This is a genomic window from Streptomyces sp. NPDC002055, assembly GCF_040296705.1.
Taxonomy (GTDB): Bacteria; Actinomycetota; Actinomycetes; order Streptomycetales; family Streptomycetaceae; genus Streptomyces.
In genome coordinates, this window is the sequence record NZ_JBEOXS010000030.1 from 14678 (window position 1) to 32375 (window position 17698).

A 17698-nucleotide genomic window follows, 5' to 3' on the forward strand; every position below is an offset into this window, starting at 1 on the left:
CGGGACCACCTTCAACTATGTCAAGGGCGCCTCGAGCTTTACGGCGCCCTTCATCGTGTGCCCATGTTAGCCGGAAGTAAAAATCGGAATGACTCATTCCACTCATGTTCGGGATGACGGAAGGATGTCCTGCAGGAGCTTCACGGGTTAAAGGCCCGCTATTTTCGACAGTCATTTCGATATTCGAGAGAAAGGTGCCGCGTCAGTCCCCGTTCCGTGTACGCGGCCCGCTGTCTTGAGCGTTTCTGTGGCGAGCTCTGACACGGTGTCGCGCCCCCATGGCGGCAGCGGGCTCCATGGCGGCAGCAGAAAGGAGACGGATCGTCATGATCTCTGCTCACCAGCGCGCGGTGCCACGACGGCAGCCGGCACCCGGCGGACCAGTGGCCGCCCCTCCCGCCCCCGGCAGCCCGGGGAGCGGACGGGAATCAGGCCCGCACTGCCCGGCGACGGCCCCCGGAGGCCGGTCGTGAGCGGCGGCCGGAGCCCGGCAACGGCGTCAGACCCGGTCCCCGCGGCACGGCCGGCCCCCACGTCGCACGAGGTCCGGGAGATCGCGGACGGCGTGCACGCCTATCTCCAGCCGGACGGCGGCTGGTGCCTGAACAACGCCGGCATCCTGCTCGGCAGGGACGGTGTCGTCGTGGTGGACACCGCTGCCACCGAGGCACGGGCCCGGGCTCTGCGGCAGAAGGTCGGCGCGCTGAGTTCCCGGCCGGTGACGCTCGTCGTCAACACCCATAGCCACGGCGACCACACGTTCGGGAACCACCTCTTCGCCGAGGAGGCCACCGTGGTCGCCCAGGAGCGCGCCGCGGCCGAGATGGCGGAGCACGGACTGGCGCTCCAGGGACTGTGGCCGGGAGTGGAGTGGGGGCGGATCGAACTGAGCCTCCCCCGGGTCACGTTCCGCGACCGGATGACGCTGCCGGTCTCCGGCTTCCGGGTGGAACTGCTGCACCTGGGGCCGGGCCACACCGCCGGCGACGCCGTGGTGTGGCTGCCCGACCAGCGCGTGCTGTTCACCGGTGATCTGGTGTTCTCCGGGGCGACCCCGTTCGTCCTCATGGGGTCGCTGACCGGTTCGCTGCGGGTCCTGGACCGGCTGCGGGCCCTGGAACCGCTGCACGTCGTACCGGGGCACGGACCGGTCGGCGGGCCGGAGCTGCTGGACACCAACGCGGACTACCTGCGCTGGGTGCGCTCGGTCGCCCGGTCGGGACTGGCGGAGGGGCTCACTCCGCTGGAGCTGGCCCGCACGGCCGGACCGGGACCGTTCGGCCATCTGCTGGACAGCGAGCGGCTGGTGGCCAATCTGGTGCGGGCCTGTGCCGAGGAGGCGGGTCTGGCCCCGGCGGGGCCGCTGGATGTGGTGGCGGCGTTCCAGGACATGGTCACCCTGCACGGGGGGCTTCCGGCCTGCCACGCGTGACGGACCGGACCCGGGTGAGGTCCGTCTCCGGAGACGACGAGCACCCGGGCGGTCTCCAGAGGACCCAGGTGGTCTCCAGGGGCCCGGTGGTCTCCACCGGATCGACGGGCGAGGGCGAGGTCGGCTTGCGGCGCGGGGCCGAGCACGGGTCGGTCGCTGTGAACGGTGACGGACCGCCGGAGCCGTCCGGGCCCGTACCGGCGACCGGACCGCGACGGTCCGGTGGCGACCGATCGGACGCGCAGCCGGTAGCGCATCCGCCCGGCCGCCGGGCAAGGGAACAGGTCCGCACCGTGCGCCGACGGCGCCCGCGGTCGCGGCCGTTCCGGCCCCGGCGGCCCGTCCGCCCGGCGGCCGGCCGCTCCGACGCGACACCGTCGGAGCGGCAGCGCTACTGCCGGGCAGCTCCGTTCACCCGCTCCGCCCCGGCGCGGGCATCCTGCGGCGACGACGTGGACGCCGCCGGGGCGGGCTGCGGCGCCGCGGTGGGCGCGGACCCGTTGATCTTGTCGATCGCCTGCCGGGCCTGTTCGATCGGCGACTGGGTCCCCGCTGTCGGCGCGGACGGCGGGAGCGGGGGCCGGCCGCGGTCCGGTGTGCTCTGCACCGCGGTCGGACCGAGGTTCTCCTGCCCGTTCTTCGGGGCAGGCGACCCGGAACTCTCCTGTCCTCCCCGCGACGGGGCGGCGGACCGGGAGCGCAGGCGATGGCTGGCGGCCTCGTCGAGGCTGACCGGGCGCTGCAGATGCGCGGCGAGCCGGCCGGCCTCCTGGCCCAGTGCCGCCACGTCCTCCCAGCGGAGTCGGAGCACCACGCGGAGTTCGGCTTCCCCGTCGGGCAGTGCGTGCAGGGGAAGGCTGCTCTGGTCGTTCATGTGCTGTTCCTCCCGGAATCCGACAGGGCGCGTGGATGACGCCGCGCGCCCCGAAGGTGCTGACGTGCACCGAGTGGTACGCACATTCGACTCCGGCCGTTCACCGCTCCCCCACATCGCGCGGCCGGATCCCGGCAGACCGTCACCGGGCGCCGCGCGCACGGACCACCCCGCCACCGGGCCATGGTGGATGACCGGACGTCAGTCCGCGGCGGCGCCCGCCGGCTCCCGGGTCGCCCGGGCGGCGTCCAGCAGCATGCGCCCGAGTGCGGCGTCATCGGGCGCGCCCCTGGCCCCCGGACGATTGCGGATGCCCTCCGGAACGGCCGCGGCGACCTCGTCGAGCACCCGCTGGTGGACCCGCCGTCCGGCGTAACCGCCCGGGTCCCGGCCGAAGGCGACCGCCGCACCCGCCAGTGCCGGGGCCGGTGCCCCGGCGGTCCCCGACTCCCGCCCGGCCAGCAGCCGTCCGGCAGCGGATTCGCCCTCCCCGGGCCGGGTGAGCAGCAGGACGTCGGCCAGGCGGCGCCCGCCCAGTTCCTCGTACGGATCGCACAGCAGCGCCTCGGCCACGGCCTGCGCCTCCGCGTCCTCGTCCTCCCGGCCCGCCAGGAACTCGGCCACCGCCGCGGTCACCGACTCCCGGGGGCCGTGCCCGGCGACCCGGAGCGCGGCGAGACAGAGCCGCAGGCGCAGCAGGGGTGGCGGGTAGCGGTCCGCTCCGCTGCCGCTGCCGCCGGACGGAACGGCGAGGGAGTCGGCGAGCACGGCGGCGTAGGCCGGACCGGCCATGAGGCAGGCGCAGATGTCGGCGAAGGCCTCGTCCGCCCAGTCGTTCCAGAGCGCGGCCCGGGACGCGTCGGGAGTGCTGTGCCGCAGGCGGGACGGCAGGGTCTCGGCGCGCAGCAGGTCGTCCTGGATGTGGTGGCCGACCTCGTGCGCGACGAACAGCAGGCCCGGCAGATGGTTCCGGTGGGACCACGGCAACTGGACGACCGGGAAGGGAAGGTGCCGCACCAGGTGTGATCCGGGCACGGTGTGGAGGCCGCCCCGGGGCAGCAGATCGCGGTACTGGCTGCCCTTGCGGTGTGCGCGGGGTGACGCGTCGCGGTGCAGACAGACCAGCGGGGGCTCCTTGGGCACCTCGGCCCCGCCGGCCGCCGTCAGCGCGGCCCGGTAGCCGGACCAGGCGAGTTCGTCGGCGACCGTCAGGAACGTGGCGTGCGAGGCGATGTGGCGCAGCAGCAGCTTGCTCCGGAAGTAGTCCCAGATGTGGTGCAGATCCAGGACTTCCGCGGGCAGGTCGGCCGGGGGCGGGACGGTGATCCGCTCCTGGGTGGCGGAGATCGCTCCGGAGAGCGTCGCGGCGATCCGGGCGAACTGACTGTGGTTCCGCTGCAGGGGGCCGCCCGGGCGGGTGTATTCCGTCCAGAGCAGCAGTTCCTCGCGGAGTCCCTGGAGTCCGTCGTGCAGCTCCGCCGCGTGCCGGGCCCCGGCCCACGTGCTCCCGGTCCCCGACGTCCCGGCGGCGTCCTCGCTCCGGGGTGGCGGAAGACCGGCCTCGGCGGCCGGTGGCCGGCGCTTCACGGGGCCTCGAAGGCCGAGGGCGTGGCGAAGATCGCTGTCGCGGCGATCGCCAGGGACTCCCCGGCCCGCCAGGAGCGGTTGCCCGCAGGCCGGTCCGGGAGGGTGCCGTCGTGCAGCCGGTGGCTGAGCTCTGCCAGCGACTCCCCGTCCGCGAGGCAGCCGGCGAGGATCCGGGTCGTCCGGAGACTGCCCGCCCGGTCGAGCCCGGCGCCGACGACGGTGGGTACCGAGCCGTGGGCGAACAGCAGGGCGGCGAAGAGGTTGCGCAGCACCAGCTGGCGTCCGACGTCGATGTCGGAGGCGGGGCGCGGCGGGTCGAGCACCACGAGCGGTTCCGTTCCGGCGGGGAACGCCTCGAACCAGTGCGCCAGTTGGAAGGGGTAGAGGTCGGTGCCGGTGGCTCCGCGGCGGGCCGGCCGGTCCTCGGCGTAGGAGGACAGGTCGAAGCACGGGGTGCCTTGGTGGATGCGGAGCGGCGCGTGGACGTGGATCACCGCGGCGCGGCTGCCGGGTGCCGCGGCGAGTACGAGCGGACCGGCGGCCTCCACGTCGAGGACCCGCCATCCGGCCCGCTCGTAGGCGGCCACGATGTCGTGGGAGTGGCGCACCCCGCGGGGCAGCGCGGGCAGTTCCTTCCGCAGCGTCGCCACCTGCGGGACGCCGGGGCTGAGCTGCCGTCGCCGGCGCATCCGGAACGCGGTGATCAGCGCGATCAGGCCGGCGGCTCCCGCGGTGGCCGGCAGTGCCGCCGCCGCGACCGCCGCGGCAGCGGCGGCGGACGCGGTGGCCACCGTGGCGAGGGCGGCCACCGCGTCGTCGGACATGCCGCGCCGGAGCTTCGTCAGGGCATCGGACTGCGCCCCGGATCCGGGCCGGTTGTCGGCGGGGGCGCCCTCTCCGACGACATCGACGACCGCCGAGCGCAGCCACCGGGCCTCCAGTCCCGAGGCCGCCCGGGGAAGGCTGCGGTAGACGGGCAGCGGGCGGCCTCCCGGCCGGCCTTCCGGCGGGTCGGAGCGCAGGGCCAGCTCCCAGGGCAGGGCGTGGACGATCGGGTCGTCGCAGTCCAGGCGCAGGGCACCGGCGTTGCGGTCCGGCCCGGCTCCGCCCCGGGCGGCCAGCACCCCGCGCATGAGCGGCTCCACGTCCTGCCAGTCGGCGGCGAGCAGATCGTCGGACGACAGCATGCGCTGCTGGTCGAGCCCGTCGGGCCAGACCACCGGGACGACGTGCTCCCCGGGCCGCCGCGACAGGAGACCGGACACCGGCGGGATGTCCCGGCCGGGGGCGGGCCAGCCGAGTTCGCGCAGCATGCGCCGGGCGTGCTCGGCCGCCGCGTCGTCCCGGGCCTGCTCCGCCCGGTGCAGCCGCAGCCGGGCCGCCCACGCCGTCGGACGCTGTACGGCGCCGGTCAGCTCCGTGGCCTTCTCGATGAGGTCCGCCGCCTGTCCCGGGATCTGGCCGGGCGCTTCGGCGAGGTACAGCAGGCACACGCCCCGCAGATGGGGGAAGTCGCCGCCCGCGGCATGGAGCTGGGGCAGCAGCCGGGCCGCCTGCGTGGTGGCGCCGCTGCGCAGGAGTGCCTGGGTGCCGCGCCAGACGGTCAGCAGCCGGTCCTCCCCGAGTTCCCGGCAGGCCTGCTGCAGGGCCGCTTCGAGCCGGGCCGTCGCGCCGGCCACGGGGCTGCGGTCCCCGGCGAGCGGTCCGGTGGCGTCGTACCCGGCGAGCACGAGCCGCTGGGCGACGGTGTCCTGGGCCGTGGTGGCGGTGGCGGGCGCCGGGGCGAGGAGCGGGCGCAGCAGTTCCCACCAGGCCGAGCCGCCGCCCGAGCCGTCCGCCCACAGGTCGTCGCGGAGTTCGGCGAGCAGGGCGACTCTGGCCTGCGGGGGGCTCAGCGCCGCCACCGCGGACTCCAGCGCGGCCGCGGCCTCGGGTGTCGGTTCGGGGTGCTCCAGCAGCAGGCGCAGGGCGAGCAGTCTCGGCGAGGCCCGGTCCTCGGCCACGGCGGCCCGCGGGGCGCATACGGGGCTGCCGGTGTCCGCCGGGGGGCGGGACCCGCCGGAGAGTTCGAGGTCCGGGGCCATCCTGCGGAGGGCGCGCAGCAGCAGCGCCGCCTTCAGGTCGTAGACAGCGGCGGTGTCGTCGGGGGCGGGACCGTTGCCGTCGGAGGGCTGGTCCACGCCGTCGGGGGCGGACTGCGGCGTGGGCGAGGCGACGCGGGCGGCCGTGCGCAGGTCGCCCACCTCGTCGGCCAGGAAGCGGGCGTGCAGGTAGCGGCACTCGGGATGGCCGTCCACATAGCCGAGTTCGGCCCAGAGCCGGGTGGCACGGTGGAAGCAGCTCTCGGCCCGTTCGACGGATCTCAGCTCGCCGAGGACGGCGCCGCGGAGCTGTTCGGTCTCCGCGAGGTGGCGGTAGCGGGCGGTGCCGTCGATGCCCCGGGCGTGCCGCTCGGCCTCGTCCAGGGCCGAGAGTGCCGCGACGGCCCTGCCCAGCAGCCATGCGGAGCGCGCGCGGAGCCGGGCCGCCGTCGAGTGGTGGGCCGGGTCGGCCCACCGGGCCTCCGCCAGCCGACTCAGGGCCGCCGCCGGCTCGTGGCGGGAGAGGAGCAGGAAGGCCTCCTCCAGCGCGGCCCGGCCGTCGGCGTTCCGGGCGGCGGACCGGTGCACGTCGACCGCTCGCCGGCACCAGTCGAGGGCCTGGTCGAGGCGTCCGGCACGGCTGTGGTGCCGGGCGAGCGCGAGAGCGGCCTGTTCGGCCATGTCCAGGTCGCCGAGGTCCCCGGCCCGCCGGCCCAGGGCCTCCAGAATCGCCGCGGCGGCGCCCGGGTTGCGGTCGTCGGCGTGACAGTCGCTCAGCACCCGCCAGAGGTCGAGGGTGCGGACCGGGTCGGGATGGTCCCGCAGGGCCTGCCACACCGCTTCGGCGGCCTCGCGGTGCTGTCCGTGGATCCGGAGCAGGGCCGCCTGGACCGCGGTCCGGCGCGGGTCCCGGGCGTCGGGGCGGCCGGGGCGGCGGTAGGCGTCCGCGCGGGAGGCGTGGCGCTGCGTCTCGGACCACAGCGGGTCGGAGGAGTCGACCTCGTCCCGCAGTGCGGTGCGGAAGGCCGCGTAGGCGAGGTGCTGGTGGGCCTCGCGCAGCACGTCGGAGCCGACGAGCGGGCGCCCGTGGGGTCCGGGCCGGGGCCGGCCGTCGTCGTCGACGTACTCCTCGCCGAGGACCTCCCCGGCCAGTTCGCGGACGCGTTCGAACGCCCCGTCGTCCAGGGCGCGGTGGATGGCGCCGCGCCAGCGGTCCACGGCCTCCGGGTCGCCGATCTGGAAGCGGTGGTAGAGCGCGTCGGCGAGGTTCGACGACCACTGTGCGGGGCTGCTCTCGGCCCGCTCCTCGAAGCGTCGGGCGAAGGCGAGGTGCAGTTCGCGGAAGACGGGCTTGTCGGCGATGAGCCGGCGCATCGGGGCCCGGACGTCGCTGTGGAAGACGACGGTGTGCTCGTCCCCGCTGACGTCGGAGATCCAGGAGGCCTGTCCGGCGTAGCCGAGGAGACGGCGCCAGGTGCGCTTCAGCTCGTCGGCCTCCAGCTGCGGCGGGGCGAACGGACGGGCTTCGTCCCGGGAGCCCGCGCCGTGGTCGAAGGGGAAGACGTCGTCCCGGCCGCGCAGGTGGTGCCGGTCCTTCCGGGGGTCGTCACCGTCGCCGGGCACGCTCATCCCGCGGGCCAGGGGGCGGCACATGACGTCGGTGAGGTGCTCGAACCGCAGCCGGCGCGGCACCACGCCGTACCGCAGGAGCCAGCGCACGGCCGGGTCCTCGATCCGCTGCACCACCCGGTCGACGAGATAGCGGACGAGTGGTTCGTGGTTGCCCGCCAGCTCCTCCGGGGTGATGCCGGGTTCCTGTTCGATGGTGTCGGCGAAGAGGGCGAGGGTGAAGGGCAGGCCGCGGGAGCGGGCGACGGCCACGGCTCGGAGCCGGGGGTCGGTGACGCCCCGGATGTCGCGCAGGTAGCCGTCCGCGGTCTCGGGGGAGAAGCGCTTCAGCTCGTGGTGGGCGGCGGGGCCGAGCGTCCGGCTGGCCTCGGCGCACCGGCGCCCCAGGTCGAACCGGCCGGAGAGGACGAGGCGGAGCCGCGGGCAGGCCCGGACGATCTCACCGAGGAAGCGCAGCAGGCGGTCGGCGCCCCCGTCGGAGCGCAGGACCGCCTCCTCCATGGTGTCGACGACGACGAGTACGGGCCCGGGGTGTTCCAGCCGGTTGAGCCGGTTGACGAACTGCCGGGTGACGGTGGCGCTCAGCAAGCGGGCGCCGGAGCTGCGCAGGGCGTGGGCCGCGCTGGCGGTGGCGTCGGTGGACTGCCTGCGTAACAGCCGCCGGTAGGGGGCGAATTCGTCGAGGCGCTCGAAGGAGCGCTGCGGCAGCCGCCGCTGGAGCTGGTCGGCGATCTCCAGCAGCAGGAGCCAGGGGTGGCGGGCGGCGTTGACCGGGTCCAGGACGTCGAGGTCCAGGCGGGCGCAGGCCACGTCCCGGGGGGCGGGGACGCACACCCGGGAGACCAGCCAGCGCAGGGCCATCGTCTTGCCCGCGCCCCCGGTGGCGTACAGCTGCAGCACGCGGGGCCCGTCGTCCCCGAGCAGCTCCATGGCCTGTTCGCGCAGGCCCGCCGGTTCCCGGTAGAGCGCGGACCGGGCGTAGTCGGCCGCCCAGTACGCCTGGGCCCGCAGATAGCCGCTCCGGTCCAGGGCCAGGGCGGCGGCGCCGGAGTCGGTGTAGGGGCTGCGGTCGGGGTCGGTGAGGACGTCCACGAGGTCCTGGCAGCGGGCGAAGTCCCGGTCGTGGTCGGCCTCCTCGAACAGGACGTCGAAGAGCTCGGCCGCCGCGGCGGGGTCGGCCAGCAGCAGGTGGCGCAGCTCCTCGGTGCGGTCCCCCGCTTCCCGCCAGTGGGCGGCCAGCGCGCCCGCCAGGGAACGCAGTGCGGGCGGGGGTGTGCCGTCGGTGCCGTCGAACCAGCGGGCGAGGTAGTGCGAGCGGTCCTCGTCGGCGAGCTGGTAGCGCCCCTCTCCGCCGGGGAGCGGCACGACCAGGCGCTCCGCCACCAGATCCGGCAGGTCGGGGGCGGCCGGGCCGTCGCCGGCGGGCCGCAGCAGCTGGTCGTAGACAGTGCTGTCGAAGACCGCGGCGGCCGCCGCGGCCCGCAGGACGGGGCCCCACTCCACCGGTAGCGCGGAGCGGCGGATGGCCTCCGGCGACTCGCCGGCGATGAGCCGCCGGACGAGCTCGGCGACGGGGTCGTCGGCGGCTTCCTCGGTCGGGTCGGTCACAGCACCTCCTCCGACATCCGCGCGCCCTTCAACTGGGCCGGGGGAAAGATCCTGCAGAGCCTCCCGAACAGTCCCACGGGCACCGTGCCGTTGCAGAACTTACCGCGCGCCGCCTCGAAGACCTGCTCGAACCACTCGAACTGCAGCCCGCTGCGCAAGCAGTGCTCGCGGGCCAGCCGGTGGAACTCCCCGGCGTCGAAGTCCTCCAGCGACACCTGCTGACGGAGCATCTCGTCCTCGGCCGGCAGCGAGCGGTGGACCCAGGTGGGCTCGGCGACCAGGACGAAGCGCACCGCGCCGCCGCCGTCCAGGGCGACCGGTCGCAGCAGCAGCGGGTAGACGAACTGCTCGAAGGCCTCCGGCAGGATCACGTCCGCGTTGTCCATGACGATGACGTGCGGCTGTTCCTGGGCCGAGGCACGGAGCACCGCGAGGAGCCCCGCGAAGATCTCCGCCCGGCGCGCATCAGGGCGGCTGCTGTCCTCGTCGAACGGCAGCCACTCGTCGACGGTCGAGCTGACCGGCTCGGCGGAGCTCGCGGGCAGACCCCGGACGGCGCGGTTGAAGGGCTCGTAGGAGTCGGCGAACACCGCTTCCGGCATGGGGGTGAGCTGAACCGGGTCGAGACAGGCCTCCCGGACGACCCGGACGGTGTCCAGCCAGTCCTTGTGGGTGCTGCGCCGCTGCGGGCTGCCGGGCCCGGGCCGGGGAAGGTCCCTGGCGGCCAGGTCGACATAGGTGGCCCGTTCACCGCGCAGGGCGCAGGTCAGCAGCCACCAGTGGGCGAGCCAGGTCTTGCCGATCCGGTAATCCGGGAAGTAGTGCGTCTCGCCGGTGAGGACGAGGAGGCGGCTGCCGCGCCGGTCCCGGCCGTCGCCGTCGACCGACCACCAGGCGATCCGGCGTTCCGCCGAGCGCCCCAGGAAGAGCCGCAGGTCCGCGTACTGCTTGTTGAGCAGGACATCGGTCAGGGACTCGTCGGCGAGTGCGAATCTGACGGGGACGGCCAGCTGCGGGTCGCAGACGGTGGTGAGGACGGGCAGCGCCCACGAGCCGTCCGCCGTGGGCTCCGTGCGGAGCCGGCGCCGGGTGGCGGCCAGCGCGTCCTCCAGGGATTCCTGTGCCCCGAGGCGCCGGTAGAGCTCGGCCGAGAAGGCCACCGCGACCCGGGACCGGATGTCCGCCTGCATCGAGATGACGGCGCGCGAACCGGTCCTGAGGAAGGCGTCGGCGAGGCCCCCGAGCCGGTCCGCCGGATCCTCGGCGCTGCGGCAGGCGTTGAGCACCACGAGCCCGGGCCGCCAGGAGGCCAGCTCGGTGACCCCGGTCGAGTCCAGTTCCCAGCCCGGTGCTGCGGCCGCGGCCGCACCGCCCGCCGACGGCCCGCTCCCGGGCGCGCCACGCGGGGCGAACGTGTCCGGGGCGGAGGCCCAGTTGAAGACCAGCGCCGCCGATCCTGCCTCGCCACGGGGCATCCCGTGTCCGATGAAGTGCAGCACATGGGGACGGAGCCGTTCGATCGCCCGGGAGAGCCCGGCCTTCGAGGGGCCGTCGAGCACCTCCACGTCGCACCGCCCCGGCCGGTCGGCGAACGCGCCGCGGATGGAGGCCACTTCCTCGTCGGCGAGGAGCGTGCGGTCCCGGGGGTTGCAGACCACCACGAGGATCCGCAGCGGGCCCAGCTCGGCCTCGCCCGGGCACACGGGGCACTCCCCTTCGCCCCGGCAGTCCCGGGTGTCGGCCGCCGCCTCCGCTCCGGCGTGCCGCAGCAGCCGCAGCCGGTCGTCCTGCCAGAGCCACTGCGGCCCGCGGCGCAGCAGTTCCCAGGGGACGACCCGGAGCCGGGCGGGGCCGATCTCCAGCCGCACGCGCAGCGGTGTCTTCGCGCCGGGCCGGGGCCGCAGTCCGTCCCAGAGCTCGGCGACGGGACCATCGAACAGGGCCCCGTACATCAGCTCCCCCGCAGCTTCCCGCTCGGACTCGCGGACGCCCGGGTCGAAGAGCCCGTCGAGGCGGGCGGGGCAGCGGTCGGCGGGGCCCTCCAGCAGGTCCGCCGCGCCGGCGGTGACGGTGTGCCGGGCCTCGGTGCCGTCGGCGGCGCGCAGCCGCACCTCCAGCGGGCTGCCCGGGGTGTCGTCCAGGGCCTGGATCGAGAGGACCGCGCCGGCGCGGTCACCGGCCGGGCAGGTGCCCCCGGCCGCGGCGGCAGTCATGATCCATGGCCGTGGTCGCCGCAGCCCTCCTGGCTCCCCGGGCCCGTATCGGAACCGGCACCGGTGTCGGACGGGGCGGGCTGCTCGGCGACGGCGACGGTCTCGAGCACCGTCGCCGGATCCTCCTGGGCTTCCGCGAGCAGCAGCGGGGGGACCGGGGTGGGCGCGGCGCCCCGGCCGGGCTGCGCGAGGTCGTACTCGGCCGAGACCTTTCCCAGCCAGCTGCGGCGGATCCGGACGACACGGTAGAAGGGGGTCAGCTCCCGGCCGACCCACTCCAGCCCCAGCCGGTTCCGCTTGCTGAGTGCGGCCCCTGTGGCGAGGTCGGCGAGCTGCACCGGGCCGGCGCCCAGTCCGGCGGAGAGCCTGAGTTCGGCCTCGGCCCCGGAACCCGCTGCCGAGAGAACGGTGCCCGCCCCCACGTGCACCAGCTCCGTGACCGCCAGCAGCGCCGGGTCCCACCTGCCCTGCCAGATCAGGGCGGCCAGGTCGGAGGCCAGCCGGCGGGTGTCCGCCACACCGCTCTGGGTCAGGCCGTTGAAGACCGCGAGGACACCGGCGTCCCTGCCGAATTCGACCCGGATGCCCGCCTCGGCCTGGGCCAGCGAGGAGAAGGCGGCGTCGGTCGCGCCGGCCGCCTTGAGATTCACCTTGGCCGAACCGGCGGAGTCGTAGACGAAGTGATCCTCCGTCGGCTGCGTGCGGGTGGCGAACGCCACGCCCCGCTCGGCCAGTGTGCCCGCGCTGCGCACCGCGTCCCCGTCGTGGACCAGGACGTCGCCCAGCACCACCCGCCGGCTGAGCGGCCAGCTGAGCCACCAGTCCGGCCAGAAGTCGCTCATGGCGTCGCGGTACGCCTCGAATGTTCTCTGCATGCCCCGTCATCCCCCCGCTCGCGGCCGATTTCCCCCGGTTGCATCGGCCCGCACGCTAACAGCGCTTCTTGCCATAATGTGACCGCTCGGGCACGGTGCGCAAGGTTCGGATGAAAAGTGAACATCCGGAGCGGAAGGCGGATCAGTTTTGGCCGAGTCCGACGGCTATCGATCGGTTCTCGTCGGTCGCCCCCGGCGCGTCTTCCTCCTTTGCGGGCTGCCGTACGGCGACCGGCGCGCCCGGACGGTCAGGCGCGTGGCTTGAGCGGGTCGTGCCCCACCAGCATCATCCTTCGCCGCCAGGTGCTGTTCTCGCCCTGATCGGCCTCGTGGTCATCGCGGTGGTCGTCGACCGTGTCGACCACGCGGAGCATCAGCCGCACATCGTCGTCGGTGAGATCCATACGGCGCTTCTGGAGCACCGCCAGGACCTGCTGTCCGTCCTCCGAGCCCGCGGCGTCCGCGGGGAGCCCCTCGTCCTCCCGAGCTGCCGCCTCCGTGGTCAGGAACGCGCTCAGCTCCGTGGACGTCATGTTCACCACGCGGTGGAACTCGTCCCACACCGCCTCGATCTCGAACTCGGAGATCTCCGCCACCGTCACTCCCCAGGGCCTGTTGCCGACTGCCGTGTCAAGGGACGTGTCACCGGTGCGCCCTCCGGGCCGACGACGACCGCGCGGTCCGCGACGGCCTCACCCGGGGCCGGCCCCGCACACCCGCCGCACAGCCGACTCCGCGCCCCGCCGCACGTCTGTGCACCGTACGTCGCGGCCCGGTCGGGGCGACCCGTGCGACACGCCCTGCTCGGGCGGGTGCCCCGGGAGGCCCACCGGAAACGGCCTGGCCGGACCCGGCCGGCAGCACGGCCCCGGGTCGCGCGAGGACGCCGACTGCCGGGCGGGCCCCGCCGAGCCGCCTCGGACGCACAGCGGGCAACGGTCGCGGACGCACAGCGGGCAGCGGGCAGCGGGCAACAAACCCCATCGTGGACCGTCGGGGACTCTCCGCGTCAGGAGGAAGGGCGGGCCCGCTCCCCCGGCCCGGCCGGGACCGCGCCGCACTGGTTGAACCGCTCCGCGGCCCGGCCGTTCAGGCGGCTGAACAGCGTGACCAGCCGGGCCTGCGCCACGCGTCCGGTACGGGCCACCACCGACCCCTCCACCGTGCCGCCCGACGCACCGTCACCCGGCGGCAGCACGCGGGCGAGCAGGGAGCTCAGCCGGGTCGTGACGACCGGGGCGACACCGTGGACCCGGGCACCGATGCGGGCCATCGGCGTCAGCACCAGCCGGGGCCGACGGCGCTCGACGGCTTCCACGATGCGGTCGGCGGCCCGCTCTGCGTTCATGGACAGCAGCGGCAGCCCGGCGACCGCGGCGAACCAGGCGAACTCCCGGTCGGGGTCGCCGGCGAACCGTGCGTGCAGATGGGATCCGGTGCGCATCAGCCCGGGATGCACGGCGGTGACACTCACCCCGTGCTGTGCCTGTTCCTCGTGCAGCCCTTCGGCGAGCGTGCCGATCGCCGCCTTGGCACACGAGTACGGCAGCAGGTGCGGCACCGCGAGCAGCCCGCCGATGGAGCCGATCAGCGCCAGCCGTCCGCCGGCCCGGCTGTTGCGAAGGTAGGGAAGGGCCGCGAGGGAGGTGTTGAGAGCGCCGAAGAACATCGTGTCCATGGCGTCCCGGAACTCCTCGACGCCGACCGATCCCACCGGCCCGACCTGGATGATCCCCGCGCTGCCGATGACGATGTCGACGCCCCCGCCGTGCCACGCGGCCTCGGCCATCAGCCGGCCCACCGCGTCCTCGTCGCGGACGTCGCAGACGACGGTGTGCACGGTGACCCCGTACCCGGTGCGCAGCAGTTCGGCGGCCTCCGCCAGTTCGTGACCGTCCCGGGCGGCCACGGTGACCCGGCTGCCGCGGCGCCCCAGTTCCTTGGCCAGCAGCAGCCCCAGTCCCCGGGATCCTCCGGTGACGACGGCGGACAGCCCTCGCAGGTCGGACATGGGCCCCTCCTCAGCTGCGCTCCCGGCGCCCGTCCCCGCCGGACACGGCACCTTCCGACCCGGCACGTCCGGCGGGTGCGCCGGGCAGCGGGGGTCACCGCCCGGCGGGGCGATCACTCGGCAGGCCCGGGCGCACCGCGCCGCCGGGGCGGCGGGTGGCGTGGTTGCCCGGCGCGGGTGCGCCGACGGGCGGACCGGCCCGTTACTGGACCCGGGTCTCCTCGGGTTCCTCCTCGTCGGGGAGGTGGACGTCGTCGACGACGATGTTGACCTCCACGACCTCCAGCCCCGTCATCCGCTCGATCGCGGAGATCACGTTCTCCCGCACATCGGCGGCGACGTCCGTGATGGAGACTCCGTACTCGACGACGACATCCAGGTCGATGGCCGTCTGGCGTTCGCCGACTTCCGCCTTGACCCCGCGGGTGACACTGGGGCGCCCGCCCGGGGCCCGCTCGCGTACCGCGCCCAGGGTCCTCGCCATGCCGGCGCCGAGCGCGTGGATGCCGGGTACCTCGCGGGTCGCCATCCCCGCGATCTTCGTCACCACGCTGTCGGCGATGGTGGTCCTGCCGCGTTCGGCGGGACGCGCCGTGACCTTCGTCTGTCCGGTCTGCGTCCCGGCGGCGCGCGTGCCACCGGATTCCGTCTGTGTCGCGCTGAGCTGTTCGCCCATAACAGCCACCTCTCTCCGGGGAAGCTGCCCTCGGACGGCAGCCTCCTCGTCGGCGTATCCGGGCCACCTCCCACCCTAGGCGCGGTGCCCGTCCTCGGCGCGTCGAGGCTCCGCGGGGCAGCCTCGGCTGCGGCCGACGGGCGGAGACCGCCCGGATGACCGGTGATGGGCCGGCCGGACGCCTCCGGTCCCCCTGCGCCGATGATTCGCCCCTCTTTCGAGCGAAGAATGCCGGAACATCCCGGGTCCGGAGTGCTGGGGATGGTCTGGTGCTCTCTGTTGCGATCAGGGTCGGCAGACCAGCGAGCTGCGGGCCCTCCAGGACAGCGAAGCCTCCGGACGCGGCCCGCCCGCGCCCGCACGACACAGAATCGAAGAGGTCCATGCGCCTTCTCACCGGCACGGCACTCACCATGGCCTGCTGCGTCGCCGCCCTCGTGGCACCGGCCTCACCCGCCGGCGCCTCCCCCGATTCCGGTGCCCGCGCCGGCACCGCGGCCGTCCCGGCCGGACCGCACAGCGGTCTCCCCGAGGAGACCGGCAGCCTCCGGTTCGACGCCCGGCAGGACGCCCGGGCCGCTGAGGACCCGGACGCCCACGGCCGCTTCTGGTACCGCGTCAAGGACGGCGTGTTCTGCTACGAACTGACGGTGCGGAACGTCGCCACGCCGACCTCCGCCCGGCTGCACACCGGCAGCGGCAGGACGACCGGCCCCGTCGTGGTGACGCTCAGGACACCGGCACGAGGCACCTCCGAGGGCTGCATCACCGCCCGGCCCACCCAGACCGCGGCCAACGCGGACCGCGTGCTGACGGAGCAGGAGCTCGCGGACTTCGTCGACGACTCCTCCGGCTTCTCCATCGTGATCCGCAACAAGCCCTACCCCCAGGGGGCGATCCGCTGGCGGCTCTGACCGCATCCGGCGGCAGCCGGATGCGGTGCACGCATCCCATGGGAAGGTCCTCAACCCTTCCGGTGAGGATGGTTGGTGAGGGCAGGTCGCGAGCCTTGGGGACGGGAGCCGCTCTCACCCCGGCGACGGGGGCGAGGGGACGGGTCCGGGGTCACAAACGGGCCCCCGGCTGGAGCACCGGGGGCCCGTTCCCATTGACCGACGCCGAGGAGAGGAATGTGCATTCCCTCTCCGATACGCCCGAAGTACATCGGTCAATGAATCGTGCGCACGAAATCAGCGGTTCACGCAGGTGTTTCCGAATGCCGGGTTGAGAATTCCGGCACCGAGGTCGGTGGTGTTTCCGCAGGCGTTGGTGTCGAGGCCGGTGACGGCCTGCGTGACATTCCCGGAAAGGTAGCCGGGAGAGCCGAAGGCGGAACCCTTGACGCTGTCGTCCTCGATGTAGACCCGCTTCTTGACGACCTTCGTGCTCTTCTTGTGTGCCTTCGAAGCGTGGCGGCTCTTGTCGTCGTGCTTGGCCTTGTCGCCCTCGTGTGCCGAAGCGGCACCCGCGCCGGCCGCCAGCATTCCGGCGGCCACTCCGACAACAGCGATGCTCTTGATCGCCTTCATGACGAAACTCCCTCAGTAAGCGTGTGAAGCTGCCGCTGTCCGAAGCGGCTACCTACCCAACGTCCCCGACGCCGCGGAGTAACCGGCGATCACCCGAATGGCCCCGGAGGAATGCGCCCGCCTGGAGGCCGTGTTCCGCGGTCCGCACAACGCGCCGGACACGCCGTCCACCCCATCGCTCACGTACGGGCGCACGGGCCGTCCCGGCAGCCCCGGGAGGGCCCGTGCGCCCGCGGTCCCCAGGCCCGGACCGGCTGTCTCCGGGCCTGCGTCCGCGCCCGCACCGAGACACGACAAGGGGAGAAACACATCCCGGGAAGCGGATGTGCTTCTCCCCTGTGGAGCCTTTACGGGCATCGCGCCCCGTGGCTTTCGCGGTCCCTTGCGCGGGATTGTGCGGGATCCACCTGAGCCCGCCGCACGTTCACGCCACAACGCTCAATGCATTCCGCCCCGCGCCGCGGAAGGGAATTCGTCCGGACCGGGAAACCCGTGGCCGGAGGACCGGAGCTCCGAACTCTGTCGCCGCCGCAGCAGCCGCCCCGGTTTCGAGAGGGCCCGGTGGGTCCGCCCTCGCCCCGGGGCGAGAAGCCTCAGAGGATCGGCAGGGCGCCGAGGTCGAGGTCACCGAGGCTGACCAGGCTGACCTCGGGTGCGTAGTTGATGGCGGTGTTGTTCTCGCCGTTCTGGCAGAAGACCGGGCCCTCTGCCTCCTGGTGGACGTCGGCCAGAGCGGCCTCGTCGAACGCGAAGGCGGTCTGGTCGGTGTTGCCGCAGATGTTGGCCTGGAGGTCGCCGTCCTTGGCGTGACGCTCGTGGGCGGTGGCAGTGGTGGCGGAGACGCCGAGGGCCGCGACGGCGGCAATCGCCAGCACGGACGCCTTGATGGATGTGCGCATGTGTCTCTCTCCGTTCTCGGTTCTTCTCCGGATGGAAGAACGAATCGAGTATTACCGCCGCCCATGGCGGGGGCTAACCGTCGCTCAGCTATTTGCGCCAGGCGCCGTACAAGGCCATCCCAACGGCGTAATAAATCTCGTTCCGAACGATCCGCCCTGTGTACCGGAGCTGCCGGTGGATCCCCGAGAAATTCCCGGAAGCCGTCGGCCGCTGACCGTCGGCCGGGCTTCCGGACGGCGCCGTCGGCGTCTCAGCCGGTCCGAATCCCGTACAGCGGCAGGAC

The 17698-nt window shown here is 74.1% G+C and carries 12 protein-coding genes; 2 read left to right on the forward strand and 10 right to left on the reverse strand.

The window, feature by feature from the left end:
- Positions 1-565 precede the first annotated feature (565 nt).
- The gene (locus tag ABT112_RS19785) at positions 566-1432 is read left to right on the forward strand and encodes an MBL fold metallo-hydrolase (protein ID WP_351511280.1); all 867 of its coding nucleotides are present in this window, start codon (positions 566-568) and stop codon (positions 1430-1432) included.
- Between the two features lie 391 nt (positions 1433-1823).
- Here the strand turns inward: ABT112_RS19785 and ABT112_RS19790 are convergent, their stop codons facing one another.
- The 8 genes from ABT112_RS19790 to ABT112_RS19825 all read right to left on the reverse strand — a co-directional run bounded on the left by ABT112_RS19790 (position 1824) and on the right by ABT112_RS19825 (position 14986).
- Complete coding sequence (locus tag ABT112_RS19790) at positions 1824-2306, reverse strand: hypothetical protein (protein ID WP_351511282.1); 483 nt, start codon at positions 2304-2306, stop codon at positions 1824-1826.
- A gap of 201 nt (positions 2307-2507) precedes the next feature.
- Positions 2508-3893, reverse strand: coding sequence for a hypothetical protein (locus tag ABT112_RS19795; RefSeq protein WP_351511284.1), 1386 nt, complete (start codon positions 3891-3893; stop codon positions 2508-2510).
- Positions 3890-9211: a hypothetical protein gene (locus ABT112_RS19800; protein ID WP_351511286.1), complete on the reverse strand. Its 5322-nt coding sequence runs from the start codon at positions 9209-9211 to the stop codon at positions 3890-3892. Before ABT112_RS19800 ends, ABT112_RS19795 begins: the two co-directional genes overlap by 4 nt.
- Entirely contained in the window at positions 9208-11424 is a 2217-nt protein-coding gene (locus tag ABT112_RS19805) for a CHAT domain-containing protein (RefSeq protein ID WP_351511288.1), read from the reverse strand. The genes ABT112_RS19800 and ABT112_RS19805 overlap by 4 nt, the downstream gene beginning before the upstream one ends.
- On the reverse strand, positions 11421-12299 hold the full coding sequence (locus ABT112_RS19810) for a hypothetical protein (protein ID WP_351511289.1): 879 nt from the start codon (positions 12297-12299) through the stop codon (positions 11421-11423). The genes ABT112_RS19805 and ABT112_RS19810 overlap by 4 nt, the downstream gene beginning before the upstream one ends.
- A gap of 248 nt (positions 12300-12547) precedes the next feature.
- A complete protein-coding gene (locus ABT112_RS19815; RefSeq protein WP_502975393.1) occupies positions 12548-12895 on the reverse strand; it encodes a DUF3140 domain-containing protein in 348 nt (115 codons plus the stop codon).
- 413 nt (positions 12896-13308) lie between these two features.
- Complete coding sequence (locus ABT112_RS19820) at positions 13309-14310, reverse strand: SDR family NAD(P)-dependent oxidoreductase (protein WP_351511290.1); 1002 nt, start codon at positions 14308-14310, stop codon at positions 13309-13311.
- A 202-nt stretch (positions 14311-14512) separates the two neighbouring features.
- A complete protein-coding gene (locus ABT112_RS19825; protein ID WP_351511292.1) occupies positions 14513-14986 on the reverse strand; it encodes an Asp23/Gls24 family envelope stress response protein in 474 nt (157 codons plus the stop codon).
- 383 nt (positions 14987-15369) lie between these two features.
- Between ABT112_RS19825 and ABT112_RS19830 the strand changes: the two genes are divergently transcribed.
- Entirely contained in the window at positions 15370-15900 is a 531-nt protein-coding gene (locus ABT112_RS19830; RefSeq protein WP_351511294.1) for a CHRD domain-containing protein, read from the forward strand.
- A gap of 276 nt (positions 15901-16176) precedes the next feature.
- On the opposite strand, the gene ABT112_RS19835 is transcribed toward ABT112_RS19830, so the two are convergent.
- Both ABT112_RS19835 and ABT112_RS19840 read right to left on the reverse strand, forming a co-directional pair.
- A complete protein-coding gene (locus ABT112_RS19835) occupies positions 16177-16515 on the reverse strand; it encodes a chaplin (protein ID WP_351511296.1) in 339 nt (112 codons plus the stop codon).
- Positions 16516-17108: 593 nt separating this feature from the next.
- Positions 17109-17414, reverse strand: a complete 306-nt coding sequence (locus ABT112_RS19840; RefSeq protein ID WP_351511298.1) for a hypothetical protein — start codon at positions 17412-17414, stop codon at positions 17109-17111.
- Between the last annotated feature and the right edge of the window lie 284 nt (positions 17415-17698).

What these genes read in the sequence shown, in the direction of transcription:
- ABT112_RS19830 (WP_351511294.1), top strand. Translation starts at nt 15,370, where the DNA reads ATGCGCCTTCTCACCGGCACGGCACTCACCATGGCCTGCTGCGTCGCC.
- ABT112_RS19820 (WP_351511290.1), bottom strand. Translation starts at nt 14,310, where the DNA reads ATGTCCGACCTGCGAGGGCTGTCCGCCGTCGTCACCGGAGGATCCCGG.
- ABT112_RS19840 (WP_351511298.1), bottom strand. Translation starts at nt 17,414, where the DNA reads ATGCGCACATCCATCAAGGCGTCCGTGCTGGCGATTGCCGCCGTCGCG.
- ABT112_RS19810 (WP_351511289.1), bottom strand. Translation starts at nt 12,299, where the DNA reads ATGCAGAGAACATTCGAGGCGTACCGCGACGCCATGAGCGACTTCTGG.
- ABT112_RS19835 (WP_351511296.1), bottom strand. Translation starts at nt 16,515, where the DNA reads ATGAAGGCGATCAAGAGCATCGCTGTTGTCGGAGTGGCCGCCGGAATG.
- ABT112_RS19805 (WP_351511288.1), bottom strand. Translation starts at nt 11,424, where the DNA reads ATGACTGCCGCCGCGGCCGGGGGCACCTGCCCGGCCGGTGACCGCGCC.
- ABT112_RS19825 (WP_351511292.1), bottom strand. Translation starts at nt 14,986, where the DNA reads ATGGGCGAACAGCTCAGCGCGACACAGACGGAATCCGGTGGCACGCGC.
- ABT112_RS19790 (WP_351511282.1), bottom strand. Translation starts at nt 2,306, where the DNA reads ATGAACGACCAGAGCAGCCTTCCCCTGCACGCACTGCCCGACGGGGAA.